The 18588-nt window shown below is 38.2% G+C and carries 21 protein-coding genes; 3 read left to right on the top strand and 18 right to left on the bottom strand.

The annotated features are described in order from the left end of the window. The first annotated feature begins 141 nt into the window (after positions 1-141). Positions 142-1530, top strand: coding sequence for a glycine--tRNA ligase (locus tag LZ480_RS04190; protein ID WP_241368121.1), 1389 nt, complete (start codon positions 142-144; stop codon positions 1528-1530). A 53-nt stretch (positions 1531-1583) separates the two neighbouring features. On the opposite strand, the gene LZ480_RS04185 is transcribed toward LZ480_RS04190, so the two are convergent. Further along, a complete protein-coding gene (locus tag LZ480_RS04185; RefSeq protein ID WP_332844012.1) occupies positions 1584-2234 on the bottom strand; it encodes an HAD family hydrolase in 651 nt (216 codons plus the stop codon). Between the two features lie 133 nt (positions 2235-2367). Here LZ480_RS04185 and LZ480_RS04180 point away from each other — a divergent pair, with 133 nt between their 5' ends. Both LZ480_RS04180 and LZ480_RS04175 read left to right on the top strand, forming a co-directional pair. Then, positions 2368-2832 carry a hypothetical protein gene (locus LZ480_RS04180; protein ID WP_241368120.1) on the top strand — a complete coding sequence of 155 codons (465 nt, stop codon included), beginning with the start codon at positions 2368-2370 and terminating at the stop codon, positions 2830-2832. 63 nt (positions 2833-2895) lie between these two features. Further along, positions 2896-3699, top strand: coding sequence for an EcsC family protein (locus LZ480_RS04175; RefSeq protein WP_241368119.1), 804 nt, complete (start codon positions 2896-2898; stop codon positions 3697-3699). 24 nt (positions 3700-3723) lie between these two features. Here the strand turns inward: LZ480_RS04175 and LZ480_RS04170 are convergent, their stop codons facing one another. From LZ480_RS04170 to LZ480_RS04090, 17 genes are all read right to left on the bottom strand, one after another. Next, a complete protein-coding gene (locus tag LZ480_RS04170; RefSeq protein ID WP_241368118.1) occupies positions 3724-4503 on the bottom strand; it encodes an MBL fold metallo-hydrolase in 780 nt (259 codons plus the stop codon). Positions 4504-4664: 161 nt separating this feature from the next. Beyond that, a complete protein-coding gene (recO, locus tag LZ480_RS04165; RefSeq protein ID WP_241368117.1) occupies positions 4665-5438 on the bottom strand; it encodes a DNA repair protein RecO in 774 nt (257 codons plus the stop codon). A gap of 233 nt (positions 5439-5671) precedes the next feature. Beyond that, entirely contained in the window at positions 5672-6889 is a 1218-nt protein-coding gene (locus LZ480_RS04160; RefSeq protein WP_241368116.1) for a CapA family protein, read from the bottom strand. A 116-nt stretch (positions 6890-7005) separates the two neighbouring features. Next, a complete protein-coding gene (gene era / locus LZ480_RS04155; RefSeq protein WP_241368115.1) occupies positions 7006-7920 on the bottom strand; it encodes a GTPase Era in 915 nt (304 codons plus the stop codon). After that, on the bottom strand, positions 7907-8314 hold the full coding sequence (locus tag LZ480_RS04150; RefSeq protein WP_241368114.1) for a cytidine deaminase: 408 nt from the start codon (positions 8312-8314) through the stop codon (positions 7907-7909). Before LZ480_RS04150 ends, era begins: the two co-directional genes overlap by 14 nt. 37 nt (positions 8315-8351) lie before the next feature. Next, complete coding sequence (locus tag LZ480_RS04145; protein WP_241368113.1) at positions 8352-8702, bottom strand: diacylglycerol kinase family protein; 351 nt, start codon at positions 8700-8702, stop codon at positions 8352-8354. Next, a complete protein-coding gene (gene ybeY / locus LZ480_RS04140; RefSeq protein ID WP_241368656.1) occupies positions 8689-9177 on the bottom strand; it encodes an rRNA maturation RNase YbeY in 489 nt (162 codons plus the stop codon). The genes LZ480_RS04145 and ybeY overlap by 14 nt, the downstream gene beginning before the upstream one ends. A gap of 15 nt (positions 9178-9192) precedes the next feature. Then, entirely contained in the window at positions 9193-11298 is a 2106-nt protein-coding gene (locus LZ480_RS04135) for an HD family phosphohydrolase (RefSeq protein WP_241368112.1), read from the bottom strand. A 142-nt stretch (positions 11299-11440) separates the two neighbouring features. Further along, the gene (locus tag LZ480_RS04130; protein WP_241368111.1) at positions 11441-12400 is read right to left on the bottom strand and encodes a PhoH family protein; all 960 of its coding nucleotides are present in this window, start codon (positions 12398-12400) and stop codon (positions 11441-11443) included. A gap of 2 nt (positions 12401-12402) precedes the next feature. Continuing rightward, a complete protein-coding gene (locus tag LZ480_RS04125; protein WP_241368110.1) occupies positions 12403-13506 on the bottom strand; it encodes a sporulation protein YqfD in 1104 nt (367 codons plus the stop codon). Beyond that, positions 13503-13736: an RNA methyltransferase gene (locus tag LZ480_RS04120; protein WP_241368109.1), complete on the bottom strand. Its 234-nt coding sequence runs from the start codon at positions 13734-13736 to the stop codon at positions 13503-13505. The genes LZ480_RS04125 and LZ480_RS04120 overlap by 4 nt, the downstream gene beginning before the upstream one ends. Positions 13737-13862: 126 nt before the next feature. Next, positions 13863-14336: a hypothetical protein gene (locus LZ480_RS04115; RefSeq protein ID WP_241368108.1), complete on the bottom strand. Its 474-nt coding sequence runs from the start codon at positions 14334-14336 to the stop codon at positions 13863-13865. A gap of 23 nt (positions 14337-14359) precedes the next feature. After that, complete coding sequence (floA, locus tag LZ480_RS04110) at positions 14360-15361, bottom strand: flotillin-like protein FloA (protein ID WP_241368107.1); 1002 nt, start codon at positions 15359-15361, stop codon at positions 14360-14362. 20 nt (positions 15362-15381) lie between these two features. Further along, entirely contained in the window at positions 15382-16698 is a 1317-nt protein-coding gene (locus LZ480_RS04105) for an NfeD family protein (RefSeq protein ID WP_408641596.1), read from the bottom strand. A gap of 332 nt (positions 16699-17030) precedes the next feature. Continuing rightward, positions 17031-17204: a 30S ribosomal protein S21 gene (rpsU, locus tag LZ480_RS04100; protein WP_004227078.1), complete on the bottom strand. Its 174-nt coding sequence runs from the start codon at positions 17202-17204 to the stop codon at positions 17031-17033. A 110-nt stretch (positions 17205-17314) separates the two neighbouring features. Beyond that, entirely contained in the window at positions 17315-17983 is a 669-nt protein-coding gene (deoC, locus tag LZ480_RS04095) for a deoxyribose-phosphate aldolase (protein ID WP_241368106.1), read from the bottom strand. A gap of 122 nt (positions 17984-18105) precedes the next feature. Continuing rightward, entirely contained in the window at positions 18106-18582 is a 477-nt protein-coding gene (locus LZ480_RS04090) for a hypothetical protein (protein ID WP_241368105.1), read from the bottom strand. Positions 18583-18588: the final 6 nt, after the last annotated feature.

Raw genomic sequence — 18588 nt, 5'->3', positions numbered from 1 at the left:
CCGGGCATAGCTTCTGTGCCCGGAGACGGGTGCTTTTTATCTATATCCATCCAATTGCTTAGCCATTTGATGAATATAGATAAGCCTCTGGAAGCAATGATGCAGAGGCACAATAGATTATTTATTTAGGAGGAATTTTTCATGGCAGAAAAATCAATGGAAACAATCGTATCTTTAGCAAAACACCGTGGCTTCGTATTCCCAGGTTCTGAAATTTACGGCGGTTTAGCAAACACTTGGGATTACGGTCCACTAGGTGTGGAATTAAAAAACAACGTTAAAAAAGCATGGTGGCAAAAATTCGTTCAAGAATCTGAACACAATGTAGGTCTTGACTCAGCAATTTTAATGAATCCTAAAGCTTGGGTTGCTTCTGGTCACGTTGGTAACTTTAATGACCCAATGATTGACTGTAAAGCATGTAAAGCGCGTCACCGTGCCGACAAATTAATTGAAGATGCTTCATTAACAAAAACAGGTAAAGAAATTATCGTTGATGGTATGACATTCGACCAAATGAAAGCCAAAATGGAAGAGCTAGAAGTAGCTTGTCCAGACTGCGGTAAAATCGATTTCACTGACATCCGTCAATTCAACTTAATGTTCAAAACACACCAAGGTGTAACAGAATCTTCATCAAATGAAATTTACCTACGTCCTGAAACAGCACAAGGGATTTTCGTTAACTTTAAAAATGTTCAACGTTCAATGCGTAAACGTACGCCATTTGGTATCGCACAAGTTGGTAAATCATTCCGTAACGAAATTACACCAGGTAACTTCACATTCCGTACACGTGAATTCGAACAAATGGAATTAGAATTCTTCTGTAAGCCAGGTGAAGACTTAGAATGGCACACTTACTGGAAAAACTTCTGTAAAGATTGGTTACTAAACTTAGGCATGAAAGAAGATTCTATGCGTTTACGTGACCACGAAGATGATGAGTTATCTCACTACTCGAACGCAACAACTGATATCGAATTCCGCTTCCCATTCGGTTGGGGCGAATTATGGGGTATCGCAGACCGTACAGATTTCGACTTAAAACAACATATGGAGCACTCAGGCGAAGATTTCACTTACATTGATCCAATAACAAACGAACGTTATGTACCATACTGCATCGAGCCATCTTTAGGCGCTGACCGTGTAACGTTAGCATTCTTATGCGACGCTTACGAAGAAGAGCAATTAGAAGGCGACGATACACGTACAGTATTACGCTTCCACCCTGCTCTAGCACCATTCAAAGCAGCGGTATTACCATTATCAAAAAAATTATCAGAAGAAGCTGGCGACGTATGGGCTGAATTACGTAAAGCATTCCCAGTTGATTTTGATGAATCTCAATCAATCGGTAAACGCTACCGTCGTCAAGACGAAATAGGTACACCATTCTGTATCACTTACGACTTCGACTCAAAAGAAGATGGACAAGTAACAGTACGCCACCGCGATTCAATGGAACAAACACGCATGCCGATCGCTGATGTAAAAGCTTATATCGAGAAGCATTTACAATTCTAAACTAAACCACAAGAAGCTGTTCCCCATTTGCGGAGAACAGCTTCTTTTTACGTTTATTTCATTAGTACGTCACGTAATTGCGCTACTGTTTGCACAATATAGGTTGCATTCGCTTCGGCTAATTCTTGCTTCGAGCCATAGCCGAACTCCACCCCCACACTTTCCATATCATTTGTCTTTGCACCAATAATGTCATATTTACGGTCACCAATCATGACACATTTTGAGATTTCAGGGTTCCCTAATTGATTCAATGTCTCTTCAATTACTTCTGCCTTTAATGTACGTGAACCATCCAACTCACTTCCTATGATCACATCAAAATAACGTGCAAAATCATAGTGTTCTGCAATATTTTGTGCAAACACTGTTGGCTTTGATGTCGCAATTGCCAACCGACAGCCAGCAGATTTTAGTTCAGCTAATAATTCGTTCATACCTATATAAACTGTATTTTCATAAATACCTGTTGGTTTATAACGCTCTCGGTAATAACTAATGGCCTCATTTGCTTGGTGGTCACTAAAACCGAATTGCTCTTTAAATGATTGCTGCAAAGGTGGACCGATAAAACTTTCTAACGCCTTACAGTTTTCCACCGCCACTCCCATTTTTCCTAATGCATATTGCACACTTTTTGTAATACCCTCTTTCGGGTCGATTATCGTTCCATCCAAGTCAAATAACACAACTTCATATTCCACAATGCCACCATCCCTTCCATTTAGTCCGATTACTATGCTACTACACTTTTTATCCATTTTTTGTGAACAAAATGAACAATATAACCCGAAAATAAGTTATAATTTTCTGACAACCACGTTTGGAGGGATATACATGTTTTTTCAATTGAAGGAAGCTCCCAAAAAAACACTTGATACATACGATAAAATTTCCGAGCTTGTATGTGCTATTCTCTATTTTGAATGCCCTGACCATCGCGCAAATCATCATATTTTATATAGTGCCAATTCAAAACTTGAAAGCTATCGTGAGGCACGTGATTTCTACCGTCCATTTGATGATCCTAGTACCACACTCGGTCAATTCAGTCGCGAAGCTTATCAACTCGCAAATCAAAAATACAATCAGCTGTATACGATTATTCGTGGTTATATGTACTTAAGCGATGATACGCAGCGCGAGCATTTTAATCATCATTTTCGTTTTTCAAAAGAAAAAATCGATACATTTCATGCATTATTTTCAAATAAGGACATTCATAAGCAGCTACAGCTTGAAACATCATTTTATGAGCACTTAAAAAATGATGTAGCACCACTATTAACACAATTCGAATAACTTTTTGAAACCTTTCTCACTTGGAAACGTATAGTAAAAAACGCATCCAATAGGAGGGCTACTGTGGAAACTAAACAACAGCTACAACAATATTTAACTGATATTCAAAAATGGGAGAAAGATCAAAGCGGCCTATGGTTTTGGGAAAAACTCGGTCGTATCCCTTTTAAACTATTAGATAAACTAACACCAAAATTTGTACATGAGAAAATCGCCTTATTAATCGACGAACTTGTAAGTTACGTTCAAAATGGTGGCAAATATTTAGTAAGCCAGCAATCAACGATACGCCATATTCAAAAGCATACATTGCACAACGTCACTTCACTTGAAGACATCAAGCAAATGCCGCTTAGCGATATGGTAGAGCTCAGTGCAAAACTGCAAAAAAGCCGCGCAAATATCGCAACTGTCCAAGGTGCTTCCACTGGCTTTGGCGGCATTTTCACACTAGCAATTGATATTCCTGTTATTTTAGGAATTGCGTTAAAAACTTTACAGGAAATTGCTATTATTCATGGTTACGATCCGAATGAAAAACAAGAACGAGTTTTTATCGTCAAGTGTATTCAATTCGCCTCATCAGATATCGTTGGAAAAGAGAAAATTTTAATAGAGCTAACGAATACCTTTGAAAATGCTCGTTCTGGTGAAAATATGATGTCTCAATTAAAAGGCTGGCAAGAGGTGTTTTACACATATCGCGACAATTTCGGAATGAAAAAGCTGTTCCAAATGATTCCGATTGCCGGTATGATTTTCGGAGCATTTATCAATAAATCCATGATTGAAGATATTGCCGAAGCAGGCATGATGCTTTATCGAAAACGCCGTGTACTAGAACGTTTAAATGAGGCTATCGATTAACATAAAAAAGTGCTGTAAAACGTCTTACAGCACTTTTTTATTCGCATCATGCAACTCCTTTAACGAGCGATAATAAGAATACCTTGCTTCTAGTGCGTGTTCTTGATTTACACCTTGCTGTAGATTCGTTAAATAACCCTGAGAATCCTCAATACGATTTTCCATTTCTAATTGGTCGGTTGTCATCTGTCCATGCCCTGGTACTAAAGCATGCACTTCAAACTGTTCTAACAAGTACTTTGCCTTTTGTAAGGTCGATTCATATTCCGCTATATTACTAACTAACGGAAATTCTACATTCGACAAATAGTCTCCTACTAGCATTATGCCTAGGGGTTCGACAATTGTAAAAACCCCATCCTCGGTATGCCCTGGTGCAAGATAAAAGCTACACATCGCATCACCAAGCACTTCCTGTTGCCCATCTTGTCGAATCACAATATCAATGGTTGGATAAGTAATCGGATAATCACGAGTTATATAATATTGTGCATCAAAATCAACAATATCGTTGAGCACCTTTTCCTTATCTGCAAGATTAACAAATGCTTCACTCGCAATTTTTATCGCCTGCGGAAATGCCCCTGCAGCGATAATATGATCGAAATCACTATGCGTAAAAATCACATATAGTTGACGATTTCCAATTCTGCTCTCTACATAAGCTTTAATCACCTCAACTTCATGAGGCAACCAGTTTGGGTCAGTTATAATTATTGCTTTTTCCGTTTGTATTACAGCGCATGTCGTTTGATAAAGCGCACTTTGAAATACCGTCAATTGCTCGTTTTGATATTGAATCATTGAGCTTCCCTCCATATCATTTAAGCCTCGGCGTAAATGCGTCCAGATCTTATTCGAGAACACTCGAAAAAACCCTTTAAATATCTGTGACATCCGCCAGAGGCTTTTAACTTGCTGTAGCAAGTTAAAAGCCAGCCGTACAAACGGACTGGCTCAATCTCTTATTCTTCTTTTTTCGGTTTAGGCTGTAGTAGCGGTGTTCGCTCTAATTGCTCGATGAAATTTCGCGATTTCAGACGAATGCCTGTTTGTTCTTCATAAATTGTTGTAACAATTTTTTTTATAAATTGCTTTGTTTGCAGCTTTAACTCTAGCTTTCCGACTTGTTCAATTGGCACCGTATAAAACATTCTAATCAACTTCAATTGAGTAGGTGATAAACGGATAATATAAGGGTCTAAATGGAAGCAGCGATGACATAAAAAACCACCCTGTGGAAATGAAAATGCAAATTCCCCATCAACCGCACCACACCCTGCACACGCATGTAGAATTGGTTGTACCCCAGCATACGGGAGCATCTTCCAATCGACAAATAGTGTAATTGCCTCAGGATCATGACCTTCTTCAATTGCATTTAATGCTTGTAGCAATACTTCAAATGCATGTGGTACTGGTCCGCTCTCTTCAACTAAGCGATCAACAAGTTCGACAATATAGCTCGCATAGGCTGTTGCCATAATATCCGTTTGAATATGGCGCATCGTATTAAAGTGCTCACCTTGCTGTAGTGTCCCCATTCCAGATGTTCGCTGTACCAAAAATGAACCATGCATAAAGGGCTGTGTGACCCCCGCTAATCGACTTGTTGGTTTTTTTGCACCACGCGCCATACAAGCTACCTTGCCAGCTTCACGTGTCATTAGAGTAACAATTTTATTTGATTCACCGTAAGCACGCGCTTTTAAAATGATGCCTTCCCATTTATGTAGCATCGTTTGCACATCCTTTACTAACTATCATAGTTTTCATTATAATGTATTCGGACTCTAAAAGCTTGCTTTCAAATGATAGCAATAGCGCATCGGTGTAATTACTACTAAACTTGGCAATATACTCTCGTAAAGCAAGATCTATTGCATTCGATAAATTACTACTCAGCTAGATCGAAAAAAAATCTGTGACATCCACCGGGGGGTGAACCCTCGCTGAAGCAAGATAAAAGGGGCTAATAGACGCTTACTTCAGAGCCAACAACTTGCTTCACCCATTCTAAATTTTTCACAGAACGCGCCTCTACATCCTTTAGCGGGTAAACACGATACACGCCATCAGCATCCAATAAGACTGATGTAGCATCCATTGTAGGATTATTAATCGTTATTACATTGCCTTCCTTTGTAATTTCCATACTCGCAATGCCGCCAATCATTGTATTTGGAACCGTTAAAATTGTTGAGAAGTAGTTACCTAGCGAATAAAAGACATGTGTTTCATGCTGAGATTCACTTATCCACTTTTTATAAGGCTGCAATACATGTGGGTGTGTACCAAATACAATATCCACACCAGCCTCATTTAACATTTTGGCATAAGTGCGCTGATAATCATTTTCTTCATATGCATATTCAGAACCCCAGTGCATCGAAACTACAAGCACATCTACCTCACTACGAATAGCTTCTATATCTGATTTCATTGTTGTTTCATCGATATAATTTACGATAAATGGTGAGCCTTTTGGTAAATACAAACCGTTTGTGCCGTATGTATACGCAAGCATACCAATCTTTATCGAGCCTAATTCAATGATGCGCTTTGTATTTTTATCTTCTTGATTCTTATATGCGCCAACGTAGGGCATCTGTTGTGCATCCAAATTTTCAAATAATGTTCGAATACCACCCTCACCCTTATCAACTGTGTGATTATTCGCAACCGTCACCATATCAACACCAGCCTGTTGAAGATCTCGTAAAATATGAGGCGGACTTGAAAATTGTGGATAGCCACTTAGCGCATATTTATTACCAACAGGGAGCGATTCCTGATTCGCTACTAAATAATCATAGCTTTGCATCAGTGACCCAACAGCTGCAAAGGATGATGTAAAATCCTTATACTGCGCCAAACGATAATGCAGCAGCACATCCCCCATCATCGCTAATCGAACAGTCTCTTTTGTAACAACAGGAACCGGTTCTGGTTCTGGCTCTGGTACTGTTTCTGGTTCATGCTCTTGTTCTGGCTCTTGTTCAACCATTGATGGTTGTGATGCAATTTCATCTGAGTCTTCTTTCCCGTCTGCTACCTGCTCAGATTCATTATTCATATGCCCCTCTACTACTTGTATTTCATGTCCATTATCCATCGTCAATATAACGAATATTAAAACGGATAGGGAAACTATCCATAAACCTAATAAAAATTGATTTAACTTACTCAATCTCTCACCTACCTTTTATGTAAATTATTACCTAATAAATAGTATCAAACATAACTATTTATGCAAAGGAAAATAAAAACAGATATGACAATTATACGTCACATCTGTTTAAACTATTAGTATTCGTCTTCTCTAAAGCCGAAATCACGTAAATGCGTTTGTTTATTACGCCAATCTTTTTGCACTTTTACCCAAAGTTCTAAATACACTTTTGAGCCAAGTAGCATTTCGATATCTTTACGCGCCTTTGAGCCTACCTCTTTTAATAAGGCACCGCGTTTTCCAATAACAATCCCTTTTTGTGAATCACGCTCTACCATAATTGTTGCTTGTACATGAATCATGTTTTCTTTTTCTTCATGCGGCTTAATACGGTCAATTACGACTGCGATTGAATGCGGAATTTCTTCGCGTGTTAAGTGTAATACTTTTTCACGAATTAACTCTGAGATAATGAAGCGCTCCGGATGATCCGTTACTTGGTCTGCTGGGTAATATTGTGGCCCTTCAGGTAAGTACTTTTCGATTGTTGAAAGTAAGTTTTCAACGTTATTACCCTGTAATGCTGAAATCGGAATAATTTCTGCAAAATCAAATTTATCTTTATAAGATGCGATAATATTAATTAATTCATCAGGGTGCACTAAATCGATTTTGTTGATGATTAAAAATACTGGCGTTTTGTTGCCTTCTAATAAATCGATGATAAACTCGTCACCTTTACCGATTGCTTGCTCTGCGTTAACCATGAACATGATCACGTCCACCTCTTTAAGTGCGTTACGTGATGTTTTTAACATGAATTCGCCCAGCTTATGCTTCGGTTTATGAATCCCTGGTGTATCGATGAAAATTGTTTGTGAATGTTCTTGTGTTAATACACCTTGTACTTTGTTACGTGTTGTTTGTGGTTTGTCTGACATAATCGCGATTTTTTGCCCGATTACTCGGTTTAAAAATGTTGATTTGCCGACGTTTGGACGACCAACAATCGAGACGAATCCCGACTTGAATCCTTTATTTTCTTGCATTTTTCATATCCTCCGTTGTGAACGCGCCTGGAATTAGCTCGGCCACAGTTGTTTGTTGTACGTCACCGTTCATGTTTGTTAAATAAACGGGCATGTCTGGTGCGCAAAATTCACTCATTACCTGACGGCAAGCACCACATGGTGAGCATGGACCTGGTGTGTCTGCTACAACCGCAAGTGCTTTAAATTTCATATTACCTTCTGAAACTGCTTTGAAAAACGCTGTACGCTCTGCGCAGTTTGTCATGCTATACCCTGCATTTTCGATATTACAGCCTTGATAAACCTTACCGTCCTCACCAAGTAACGCTGCCCCTACTTTAAATTTTGAGTAAGGCACATAAGCAAATTCACGGGCTAATTTCGATTGCTCGATTAATTGTTCCATTGTCATTAAAGGTGGCTCCTTCCGCCAGTACAAATTATTCATCTTATAACCATTTTGGTAAAAATATGAGTAGTCCGATTATAACACTTGCCATGGCAAAAACAAGTACAGCTCCAGCTGCGATGTCTTTTGCTTGCTTCGCTAATGGATGGATTTCCGGTGAAGCAAGGTCAACTACACGTTCAATTGCAGTATTGACCATTTCCGCACCAATGACAAGTACTATAACTAAAATAATGATGAGCCATTCTATCATGTTTAAGCCGGTAAAAATACCTGCAAGTAAAACGATGACTGCGCTCAATAAATGAAAACGTAAATTTTGCTCCTTTGTTGCAGTCACTATACCTGCCACCGCATAACGAAACGATTTGAAAAATTTACTCGCGTTCATTCGTATCACGACCTAAGCCGTATGATTCTAAAATTTCGTTTTGCTTCCTGAACATAACCTTCTCATCTTCTGGCTCCATATGGTCATAGCCCAATAAATGTAAGAAACCATGCACCGCTAAAAAGCCTAATTCACGTTCAAATGAATGACCGAAGTCCTCGGCTTGTTCACGTGTACGATCTGTCGAAATAATAATATCACCTAAAATTCGTGGAATGCCTTCTCCGATAATTTGTACTTCCCCTTCACCCATTTCTTCTAAAGCAAAGGAAATAACATCTGTTGGTTGGTCTTTATCACGATATTCACGATTAATATCATGAATGGCTTCGTTCGTTACGAATGTAATCGACACTTCCGAACCGTCTTCAATACCTTCCATTTGTGCCGCGTGCTGTAATAATTTTTCTACTAATTCAATATGTGTATCTTGCACTTTATTGGTCTCATCTAAAAAATCGATTAATAACATTATTGTTCCCTCCTACAATCATTTTGGATATTCAATACGCGAGTGGAACGTCCCATTCAATGTTTCACATAATACATCTTCAATCATTTTTAATTCTTTTAATGAAATATCACATTCGTCAAACTGATCATCTTGTACACGGTCTTGAATAATCGACTGCACAAGCTTTTGAATTTTTTGTGCGTTTGGTTCCTTTATCGAACGCACAGCTGCCTCCACACTATCTGCTACACTAATAATTGCGGCTTCCTTTGTTTGTGGCTTCGGTCCGGGATAACGGAATGTTTGTTCATCCAATTGTTTCCCTTCTTCTTTTGCTTTAAACAGGAAGTATTTTAGTAAGCTTGTCCCATGATGTTGCAAACAAATATCAATAATTTCTTGTGGCATTTTGTATTTACGCAGGAGTTCTGCACCATCTGTTGTGTGCGCAATAATGATTTCTGCGCTACTTTCAGGAGGTAATGAATCATGCGGATTAGTGCCCATTTGATTTTCGATGAAAAATAGCGGTCTGCGCGTTTTCCCTACATCATGATAATAGCAACCAACACGCGCAAGCAAGCCATCCGCACCAATGGCCTCACAAGCTGCCTCAGCCAAATTCGCTACCATAATACTATGATGATACGTACCAGGCGTTTCCGTTAGTACTTTTTTCAATAATGGATGATTCGGATTCGATAGTTCAATTAAGCGCATCGTCGATAATATACCAAAGGCCGATTCAAAGTACGGCAACAGCCCCATCGTCAGTGCACCAGATAGTAATCCTGAAATGATAGCTGCTCCAATATAAAAGGAAATCTCCTTAAATTCAAAACCGGTTTGAGACATCAATAAATAAAACGCAATAAAAATCAAATTTACTAGTGTAATAATCGCTACTGCCTGTAAAATGTCAGAACGCTTTTCAAAGCTACGCATAAATATCAACGCAGCAAAGCCACCAAACAAAATATAAAGGGCTGCATCCATTTGTAATACTGCCGCATAACCTTCATGGAAGATGATTCCCGCTGATGCTGCTGTTATTACCGTTACAATACTAGCCGCCTTTTCATTTGCTAAAATACGAACAAGCATTGTCGCCATAGCTGACGGATAGATAAACGCCAACATTACATCGAAATTGGAAGCGATTAACCCAATAATCTTCATCGTCACAAGTGCAACAGCATAAACAATTACTGTCACAAACAAATCTTTGCGTTTCTTTGATACCTCTTTTTTTGATTGATCGAATAGTACAAATAAAAATGCCATTTGCAATAAAATTAAAAACAAAAGACCAATAATCGGCTTGATAGATACTTTATTATCAAGCATTCCAAGTAACTCAAGTTGGCGATAAATTTCTCGTGTAACGACTTCCCCTTCTTGCACAATAATTTGTCCTTGTAAAATTCGCGTCGGTTCTATCGCTTCACGAGCTTGTTGCTTAGCAATTGCCGTTTTCTCTTCATCTAAAATTTCTGTTTCAACAACTGCTGCTCGTCCAACAATAACTGCAACACTCATTAAGCTGTCTAAAATAGCAGGCTGTTGACGAATTTTACTTTCTAAATCATTACGATATGTGATTAAATTTTCTTTACGTAATGGGCGGTCTAAGTTTACTTCTACTAAAGACGCTAGTGTATCACGTGTAGCTTCTATTTGTTCGGTTGTTGCAGCTAACAAATTTTTCAGCTGTGCATCTGAAATCGTTAGTGATTGCTGATTTTCTAAAATATTTTTTAAATCTGCACGCAATAATTCCTCTTGCTCTTCTTGCGTGTACTCGCCATCTTCTTCTATATCTTTTTTCGCCTCTAATACTATATCAAAAATCGTTGTTACAAATGTGGCACGATGATCAGCTATGTCTTCTTTAAAAACGTAAACAGGTTCTACAGCCTCTTCTGCATGATCCTTATCAATTTCAGTTTTCGCTGTATCTTCAACCGTTTTCATTGAACGGATTGTTTCTGGCGATAATTCCGTCAGCTTAATATCATATGTAACCCCACGTACATTTTCAACCATCAGTGAAAATTGCAGGACAGCAGTAATCGACAAAACGACAATCAATAATGTCCGAAAACTAACGAGCTGGATGAGCTTGTTTAACTTTTCTTTCATCAGGCACCTCCATTTTTTCTCTATAGTTTTTATTCTATCAAATTTATTACTCTCTGTTGACGAAAAGGTTACATGTTTTTCAAATTTATGTATCTACTCATAGAAAAACCACCCAACTTATTTTGAAATTGGGTGGTCGATTTTATAATTCTTGATCCGAATATGCTTGAATCACTTTTGCAACAAGCGGATGTCGGACAACATCTCCCTGTTCTAAAATTTGGAAGTGTATGTCTTTTACATATTTTAATGTGCGCTCGGCAATAATTAAACCAGATTGCGTGTTTTTAGGTAAATCAATTTGCGTTTTATCGCCAGTGATAACCATTTTCGAACCAAAGCCTAATCGCGTTAAAAACATTTTCATTTGCTGGTGTGTTGTGTTTTGAGCCTCGTCTAAAATTACAAAAGCATCGTCTAATGTACGACCGCGCATATAAGCAAGTGGCGCAATTTCAATTGTTCCACGTTCAATAAGACGCTGTGTTTGCTCTTGACCATAAATGTCATGCAGTGCGTCATATAGTGGACGTAAATACGGGTCCACCTTTTCCTTTAAATCCCCTGGTAGAAAGCCTAGAGATTCCCCGGCTTCAACTGCTGGACGCGTTAAAATAATCCGCTTCACATGACCATTTTTTAATGCCTGTGTTGCCATTACAACAGCTAAATACGTTTTTCCCGTACCAGCTGGCCCAATTCCAAAAATCAAATCTTTATGACGAATCGCACGGATATATTCACGTTGTCCAATCGTTTTTGCACGAATTGGCTTGCCTTTTGTGTTGCGTGCAATTTCTTCATCATAAAGTTCTGCATAATACTCAATCGTGCCTTTATTCGCCATTTCAATAGCCGTAGAAACGTCACGCTGGTCAATATTAATATTTTTCCGAATGACCTTCAATAGCGCTGCTAATACGTCATATGCATGTTTTTTCTTCACTTCATCTTCACCCGCGATTTGAATTACTTCGCCGCGCGTAATAATTTGAACACCATACGTTTCTTCAATTAATGTTATATTTGCATCGGATATTCCTAACAGCATGACCGCTTCATTTGGATTGTCGATTTGAAGCTCAATAAATTTTAGTGACATACTCATTCTCCTTGGTGAATTGGTAGTGGTGTTGCAATATTTTCATTTACCAAATATAGGACTTTCCCCTTTACTGTATCATCATCAGCGTAGACGTGCAAAAGTTTTTCGGATTTTATCGTAGATTTTAGCGGCAAAGAACGGATCATTTTTTCATGTAATAATGGTAAAATTACTTTTTCTATATCATTTTCGCTTATTGTTTCCGTTTTGTTATGAAATACACGAGATGGCGTATGCACAATAAGCGACTTTAACGGGGTTAGCGATTTTTCTTTCCAACTACTAGCTAATTGATTCCAATTTATTTCTATATCCCAGTTAATCTCATCCAGTACTTGCATTTCAATCGTTTTTGGAATTGAAAAGGTTGTTTCAAGCCAATAATCCGCATAAACTTCACCTTGCGCACCCACAACAAACACCTCATCATCGCGCATCAATACACCTGATACAAGTGTATCCCCTTTATAAACTGTCATATTTGGTTCTACTTTACGTACACCGCGCTCAATATCAAAATGCGTAATCACGCCACTATTCGATGCAATTAAATGCTGATTCATGCTTTGTTTTAAAGATATCGTTTCCTTTGGTGCTAACTGTGGTGTAAGCGTCACTCTACTTCCTTGCTTTGTAATATGTACCCAAGAAAATTGTCGAAAATGTTCCATTAGCTGTTGACGTAATTCCCGATCCGAATAAAACTGTCGTTTAAAAATGGGCATGGTTATTTTCATTTCACTTTGCAAATAGTTGTCCATTTCATCCACTAACTCCACTGTATTTGCATCTATCTCTACTCGCCAAATAAATTGTGCTAAAATAATCGGAACAATCGTTAATAATAGTAACCCGATAAGCGTAGTCCCGTCTCTTTGCAAAATTTTATGTGGCGCTTTGTACCGAATTGTTAGTTTCACAGCATAGCGTTTTCGAATTTTACGTAATGCTCGCAAATGCTGCACATCAATTTCAAACATCAAATGTTCTTTTGAAAATCCCAGCTTACGTATAGGAATATGTTGTAATTTTAGTTGTTGTAAAAACTTAGAGACATTTTCACTTTGTTTTACTGAAATGATAACTATTTGATGATTCATCATGAAATGCGCTCAATTACAAGTTTTTGTAATGATTCGCAGTCCAATAAAAATCCCGAATCAAATAAATGCTGCACGTTAATTTTCTTAGCTTCAATTAGTATGTGAAACCGATCTGTCTGACATGCATATTGATGCTCTGTAATTTGTTCAAGTGCATACATTCCATCAAATCTCAGCCGTTCAAATTGCTTCATCGACAACATATTTTGTGCTTCGAATAATTTTTTCAAAAAAAATTTCCCCCTTTATGCACTATATGCAGTGATTAAAAGGGACATGAACATGCATTTGTATTAGGTATTTTCCAGATCGTAAAAAAGGGAATGCTGAAACCAAGTTCAACATTCCCTTTTCCATTATTTACGACGAGCTTTAGGGGGGCCTAGCACTTCTGCCATGACAAACGCCTGCATGAGCTCTTTATTGTTTTTCGGCACTACTTGTAGACCTTCAGATTGTTGCTTTAGCTTTTCAACGATTGGTCGCTCTTTTAAAGTACGCGTTGATTCTGCCATTTTTGGACGTTCTTTCACTTGTGGAACTGATACTTCTTGAGGTAATACTACTTCAAGAGGCGGCTCCACCTTCTGCACAACCGGCTTTGTTTTTTCATTTAACTGGCCAAATACTTCATTCGCAAAATCCTCCAATGTTTTTGGGCGATTTTGCCGTTTTGTATCTGGTCGTGTATTTTGTTTTCGAGGAGCAGGTTGACTGCTAAATGGCGGCATTTGTTTAGTCGGCTTTTTATTAGGCTGTTGTTTTTGGTTTTTATCCTTAAATAACGAGCTAATAATCCCAATGACAATTGCAATAATTAACGCTTCCATTTAGTGCTCACTCCCTTCCTCGATTATTTGTTTTTCGGATCTTGATGATCAGTATTCGATGCTTTTGAAATCGAATCACGCATCGACGTATCCGCTTGAATATTTTTGTAGTTCATGTAATCCATAATCCCGAAGTTCCCTGAACGTAAAGCTTCCGCTAACGCCATTGGTACTTCCGCTTCAGCTTCTACTACTTTTGCCTTCATTTCTTGTACGCGCGCAATCATCTCTTGCTCATTGGCAACGGCCATTGCACGACGTTCTTCTGCTTTTGCTTGTGCGATATTTTTATCTGCTTGTGCTTGCTCAATTTGTAATTCCGCACCGATGTTTTTACCGATATCAACATCTGCAATATCGATCGATAAGATTTCGAATGCTGTACCAGAGTCTAATCCTTTAGAAAGTACTGTTTGAGAAATTAAATCTGGGTTTTCTAAAACCTTTGAATGCGATTCAGAACTACCTAAAGTTGATACAATCCCCTCACCAACACGTGCCACGATTGTATCTTCACCAGCACCACCGACTAAACGTTCGATGTTTGCACGTACCGTAATTCGTGCCTTTGCCTTTACCTCGATCCCGTTCATTGCAACACCAGAAATAAATGGTGTTTCGATTACTTTTGGATTTACCGACATTTGAACCGCTTCTAATACATCACGACCAGCTAAGTCGATTGCTGCACAACGCTCAAATGTTAGTTCAATGTTTGCACGATGCGCAGCGATTAATGCATTTACTACGCGGTCAACATTACCACCTGCTAAATAGTGTGACTCTAATTGGTTTATTGAAATTTCTATACCTGCTTTATGCGCTTTAATTAACGGATTCACGATACGTGAAGGAATTACACGACGTAAGCGCATCCCGATTAATGTGAAAATACTTACTCTTACACCTGCTGCCAGTGCGCTAATCCATAGTGCAACCGGAACAAATGTGAAGAAAACTGCTAAAATTAGAAAGACGATTACAATTCCGATAATTAACGAAATTAAAGTTGCGTCAGACCACATACTACTTCTCCACCTTTTCCTTAAATTTCTCGCACAACAATGCGCGAACCTTCAACTTTTATAACTTCTACTGTTTTACCACCATCGACATAGCTACCTTCTGTTACTACATCCAGACGTTCACCATCTAGTACAACTGTACCAGAAGGACGTAATGGTGTAATAGACTTCCCTTGCTTGCCAATTAATTCAATTCGGTTTGTATTGGATACATAGCCTTCCTCTGTTGTCGTCGCATCTTTTAATATGAGACGGTTGAACAGATGAAGTCTTTTTCCGAAGAATTTCATAAGTATCACCATTCCTATACCAGCAATGATCATTGCGATTAATATTGAATAGGCCATATGGACAAAGCTTTCCCCTGCAAAAAGTAAACTCCCGATGATTAATACACCACCTATTATCCCAATAATACCCCCTGGAACAACTAACTCGGCGACAACTAAAATCAGACCAATCGCAAATAAAATCAATGATTCATAGCCCGCAAATCCGGCAACCATATGCCCAAAGAAAAACATCCCAAGTGCAGCTAGCCCCATCGTACCTGGAAACCCGAAGCCAGGTGAATACAATTCAACAACTAAACCAATACTCCCAATTGACAGTAAGATTGGTACAATAATCGGATTCGTAATGAAACGCGCTAACTTTTCAGCAAATGTTTGTTCGACTTGAACAACTTCACTATCAGCCAAATTTAATTTCTTTAGAAGGTCGTTAAAAGAAGAAACGGTTCCTTCTGAATACCTAACTTTTTCAGCCTCTTGTGCCGTTAATGTTAACAATTTACCGGCTGGCTGGTTTAGTTCTGGCAAATCGATTGTATCCACAACCATTGCTTGAGCAAATTTTGGATCTCGGTTGTTGTCCGAACTTTGTGCGGCAGCTGTCATTTCTTTTAACCAATAGCTTTCCACCTTAGCACCAGCTGTATTACCTGATGTATCGATTGGCGCAGCAGAACCCATTGTCGCTGTAGGCATCATATAAATCTGATCGGCATGCAGTGCAATATATGCTCCAGCTGAGATCGCATTCGTATTGACAAACGCTATTACAGGAATTTCCGTCGAATCAATAAGCTTCCCAATTTCAACGGCTGCATTAATAGAACCACCTGGTGTATGCATATTTAAAATAATCATATCCGCACCAGCATTTGTTGCTTCTTGAAAGCTCCGTTTTAAATATTCATGCAGCCCCATTTCAATTTCATCATTAACAGATATTTCATAAACCGTTCCTTTGGCAAAGGCTGTTATCGATGGAAAAACTAAGACAAGTGACATCACCATTAGAAAAAGCCAACTAACTACTTTTGTTCGTTTAATTTTCTATCACCTCACTTTAGCATTGAATTTTATGTACATTAACTATACGGAGCAAAGAACAAAAAGTTTCAAAATATTAAAGATGAAGTTAAATTATTCAATTTTTCGGATATTTTTTCTAGACATCTTCATTATACGTGATTGGCTATAGCTTTATCAATTATGTCTTGGTGTAATTGCGACAGATTTTTTCGAGTTTGCTCGAAAGACACCTTATTTCAGAAAAATACAAATACCCCGCAGTTGCCTAAAGGCAACTGCGGGGTATATCATTGATTTGCTCAATTGAATCTGAAAATTGCGTGTTATGAACGTAGGGATTTACAGGGAAATTACCACTTACGTTTACGTGCAGCTTCTGATTTCTTTTTACGTTTTACGCTAGGTTTTTCGTAGAATTCGCGCTTTCTAACTTCTTGAATTGTACCTGATTTTGATACAGTACGTTTGAAGCGACGAAGAGCATCTTCAAGCGATTCGTTTTTGCGAACGACAGTTTTTGACATCTCTCTTTCCCTCCCTCCGAACACACGTCAATACAACATTAACATCTAGCTAATGTGTACTAAAGTAGTATAACGCATAGTTCCATAAGAGTCAACAGAAACTATTACAATTAATAGTTCGAATCTGACTTTAATCCATTCATGATTGCAACACCTGATGAAGCACCAATACGAGTTGCGCCATTTTCTATCATTGTTTGCATATCTTCTAAACTACGAACGCCACCAGAAGCTTTAACACCAAGGTCTGGACCTACTGTTTTACGCATTAAAGCAATATCCTCCGCTGTCGCACCACCAGTTGAGAAACCAGTAGAAGTTTTTACGAAATCAGCGCCAGCTTCAACTGATAATTCACAAGCTTTTACTTTTTCTTCATTCGTTAATAAGCAAGATTCAATAATTACTTTAACAAGTGTACCATTTGCTGCATCAACTACCGCTTTAATATCATCGCGAACTAAATCAAAGTTACCCTCTTTTAAAGCACCAATATTAATAACCATATCAATTTCGCCAGCACCGTTAGCAATAGCATCCTTTGTTTCAAAAGCCTTTACAGCTGAAGTATTAGCACCTAAAGGAAAACCAATTACTGTACATACTTTTACCTCTGTACCAGCTAATTGCTGTGAGCAAAATTTCACCCAAGTTGGATTGACACATACTGAAGCAAAGCCGTATTGTTTTGCTTCTGCACAAATTTGTTCTACTTGCTTTTGTGTAGATTCTGCCTTTAATAACGTGTGGTCAATCATTGCTGCATAGTTTTGAGTCATTTTAAATTACTCCCTTTACATTTATTTAGTTGTCCGTACCTCTATAGTTTAGCATGTTATTGTTACGAGATAAATTATCAGACAACTCAATTTTCTTGCTCATAGGAACCAAAACATAACTTTTATCGCTCCACTGGATAATTTCGCTGTACAAAAATTTGATTTGTTGCATAATCAATATATTTTACCTGCACATGGATAGGCCTTCTGCTATAAATTTGATATTTTATTGCATCCTCGACAATACTCATTTCAATCATTTCCGCTGAAATATCTTGCTCATATTTAATTCGATCAACGGTAAATAATAATTCCGAAAAATCATCTTTATAATCAAATCGATAAAAAGCCTCCACCTCTGGACGAACTCCTCGCCCTACCTCATAATGAAAGGCCTCGGCTGTACTTCGAAATTCAGTCATTGCCTCTACACGCATTTCTTCATCCATAAATAGTAGCAAACGCTCACTTTTTATTTCATAATGTACAATTCGAGAAGGATCAAAATTTCTAAATTGATGAATGTTCCCAATAACACCATCTGGCACTTCTACGATAGATAATTTGGTGAATTTTTCATTCGAAAGATTTTGCTTCACTTTTTT

It is taken from the genome of Solibacillus palustris (assembly GCF_022549215.1).
Classification (GTDB): domain Bacteria; phylum Bacillota; class Bacilli; order Bacillales_A; family Planococcaceae; genus Solibacillus; species Solibacillus daqui.
Note: the sequence above shows the minus strand (reverse complement) of the source record. Positions and strands in the feature narration are given on the sequence as shown.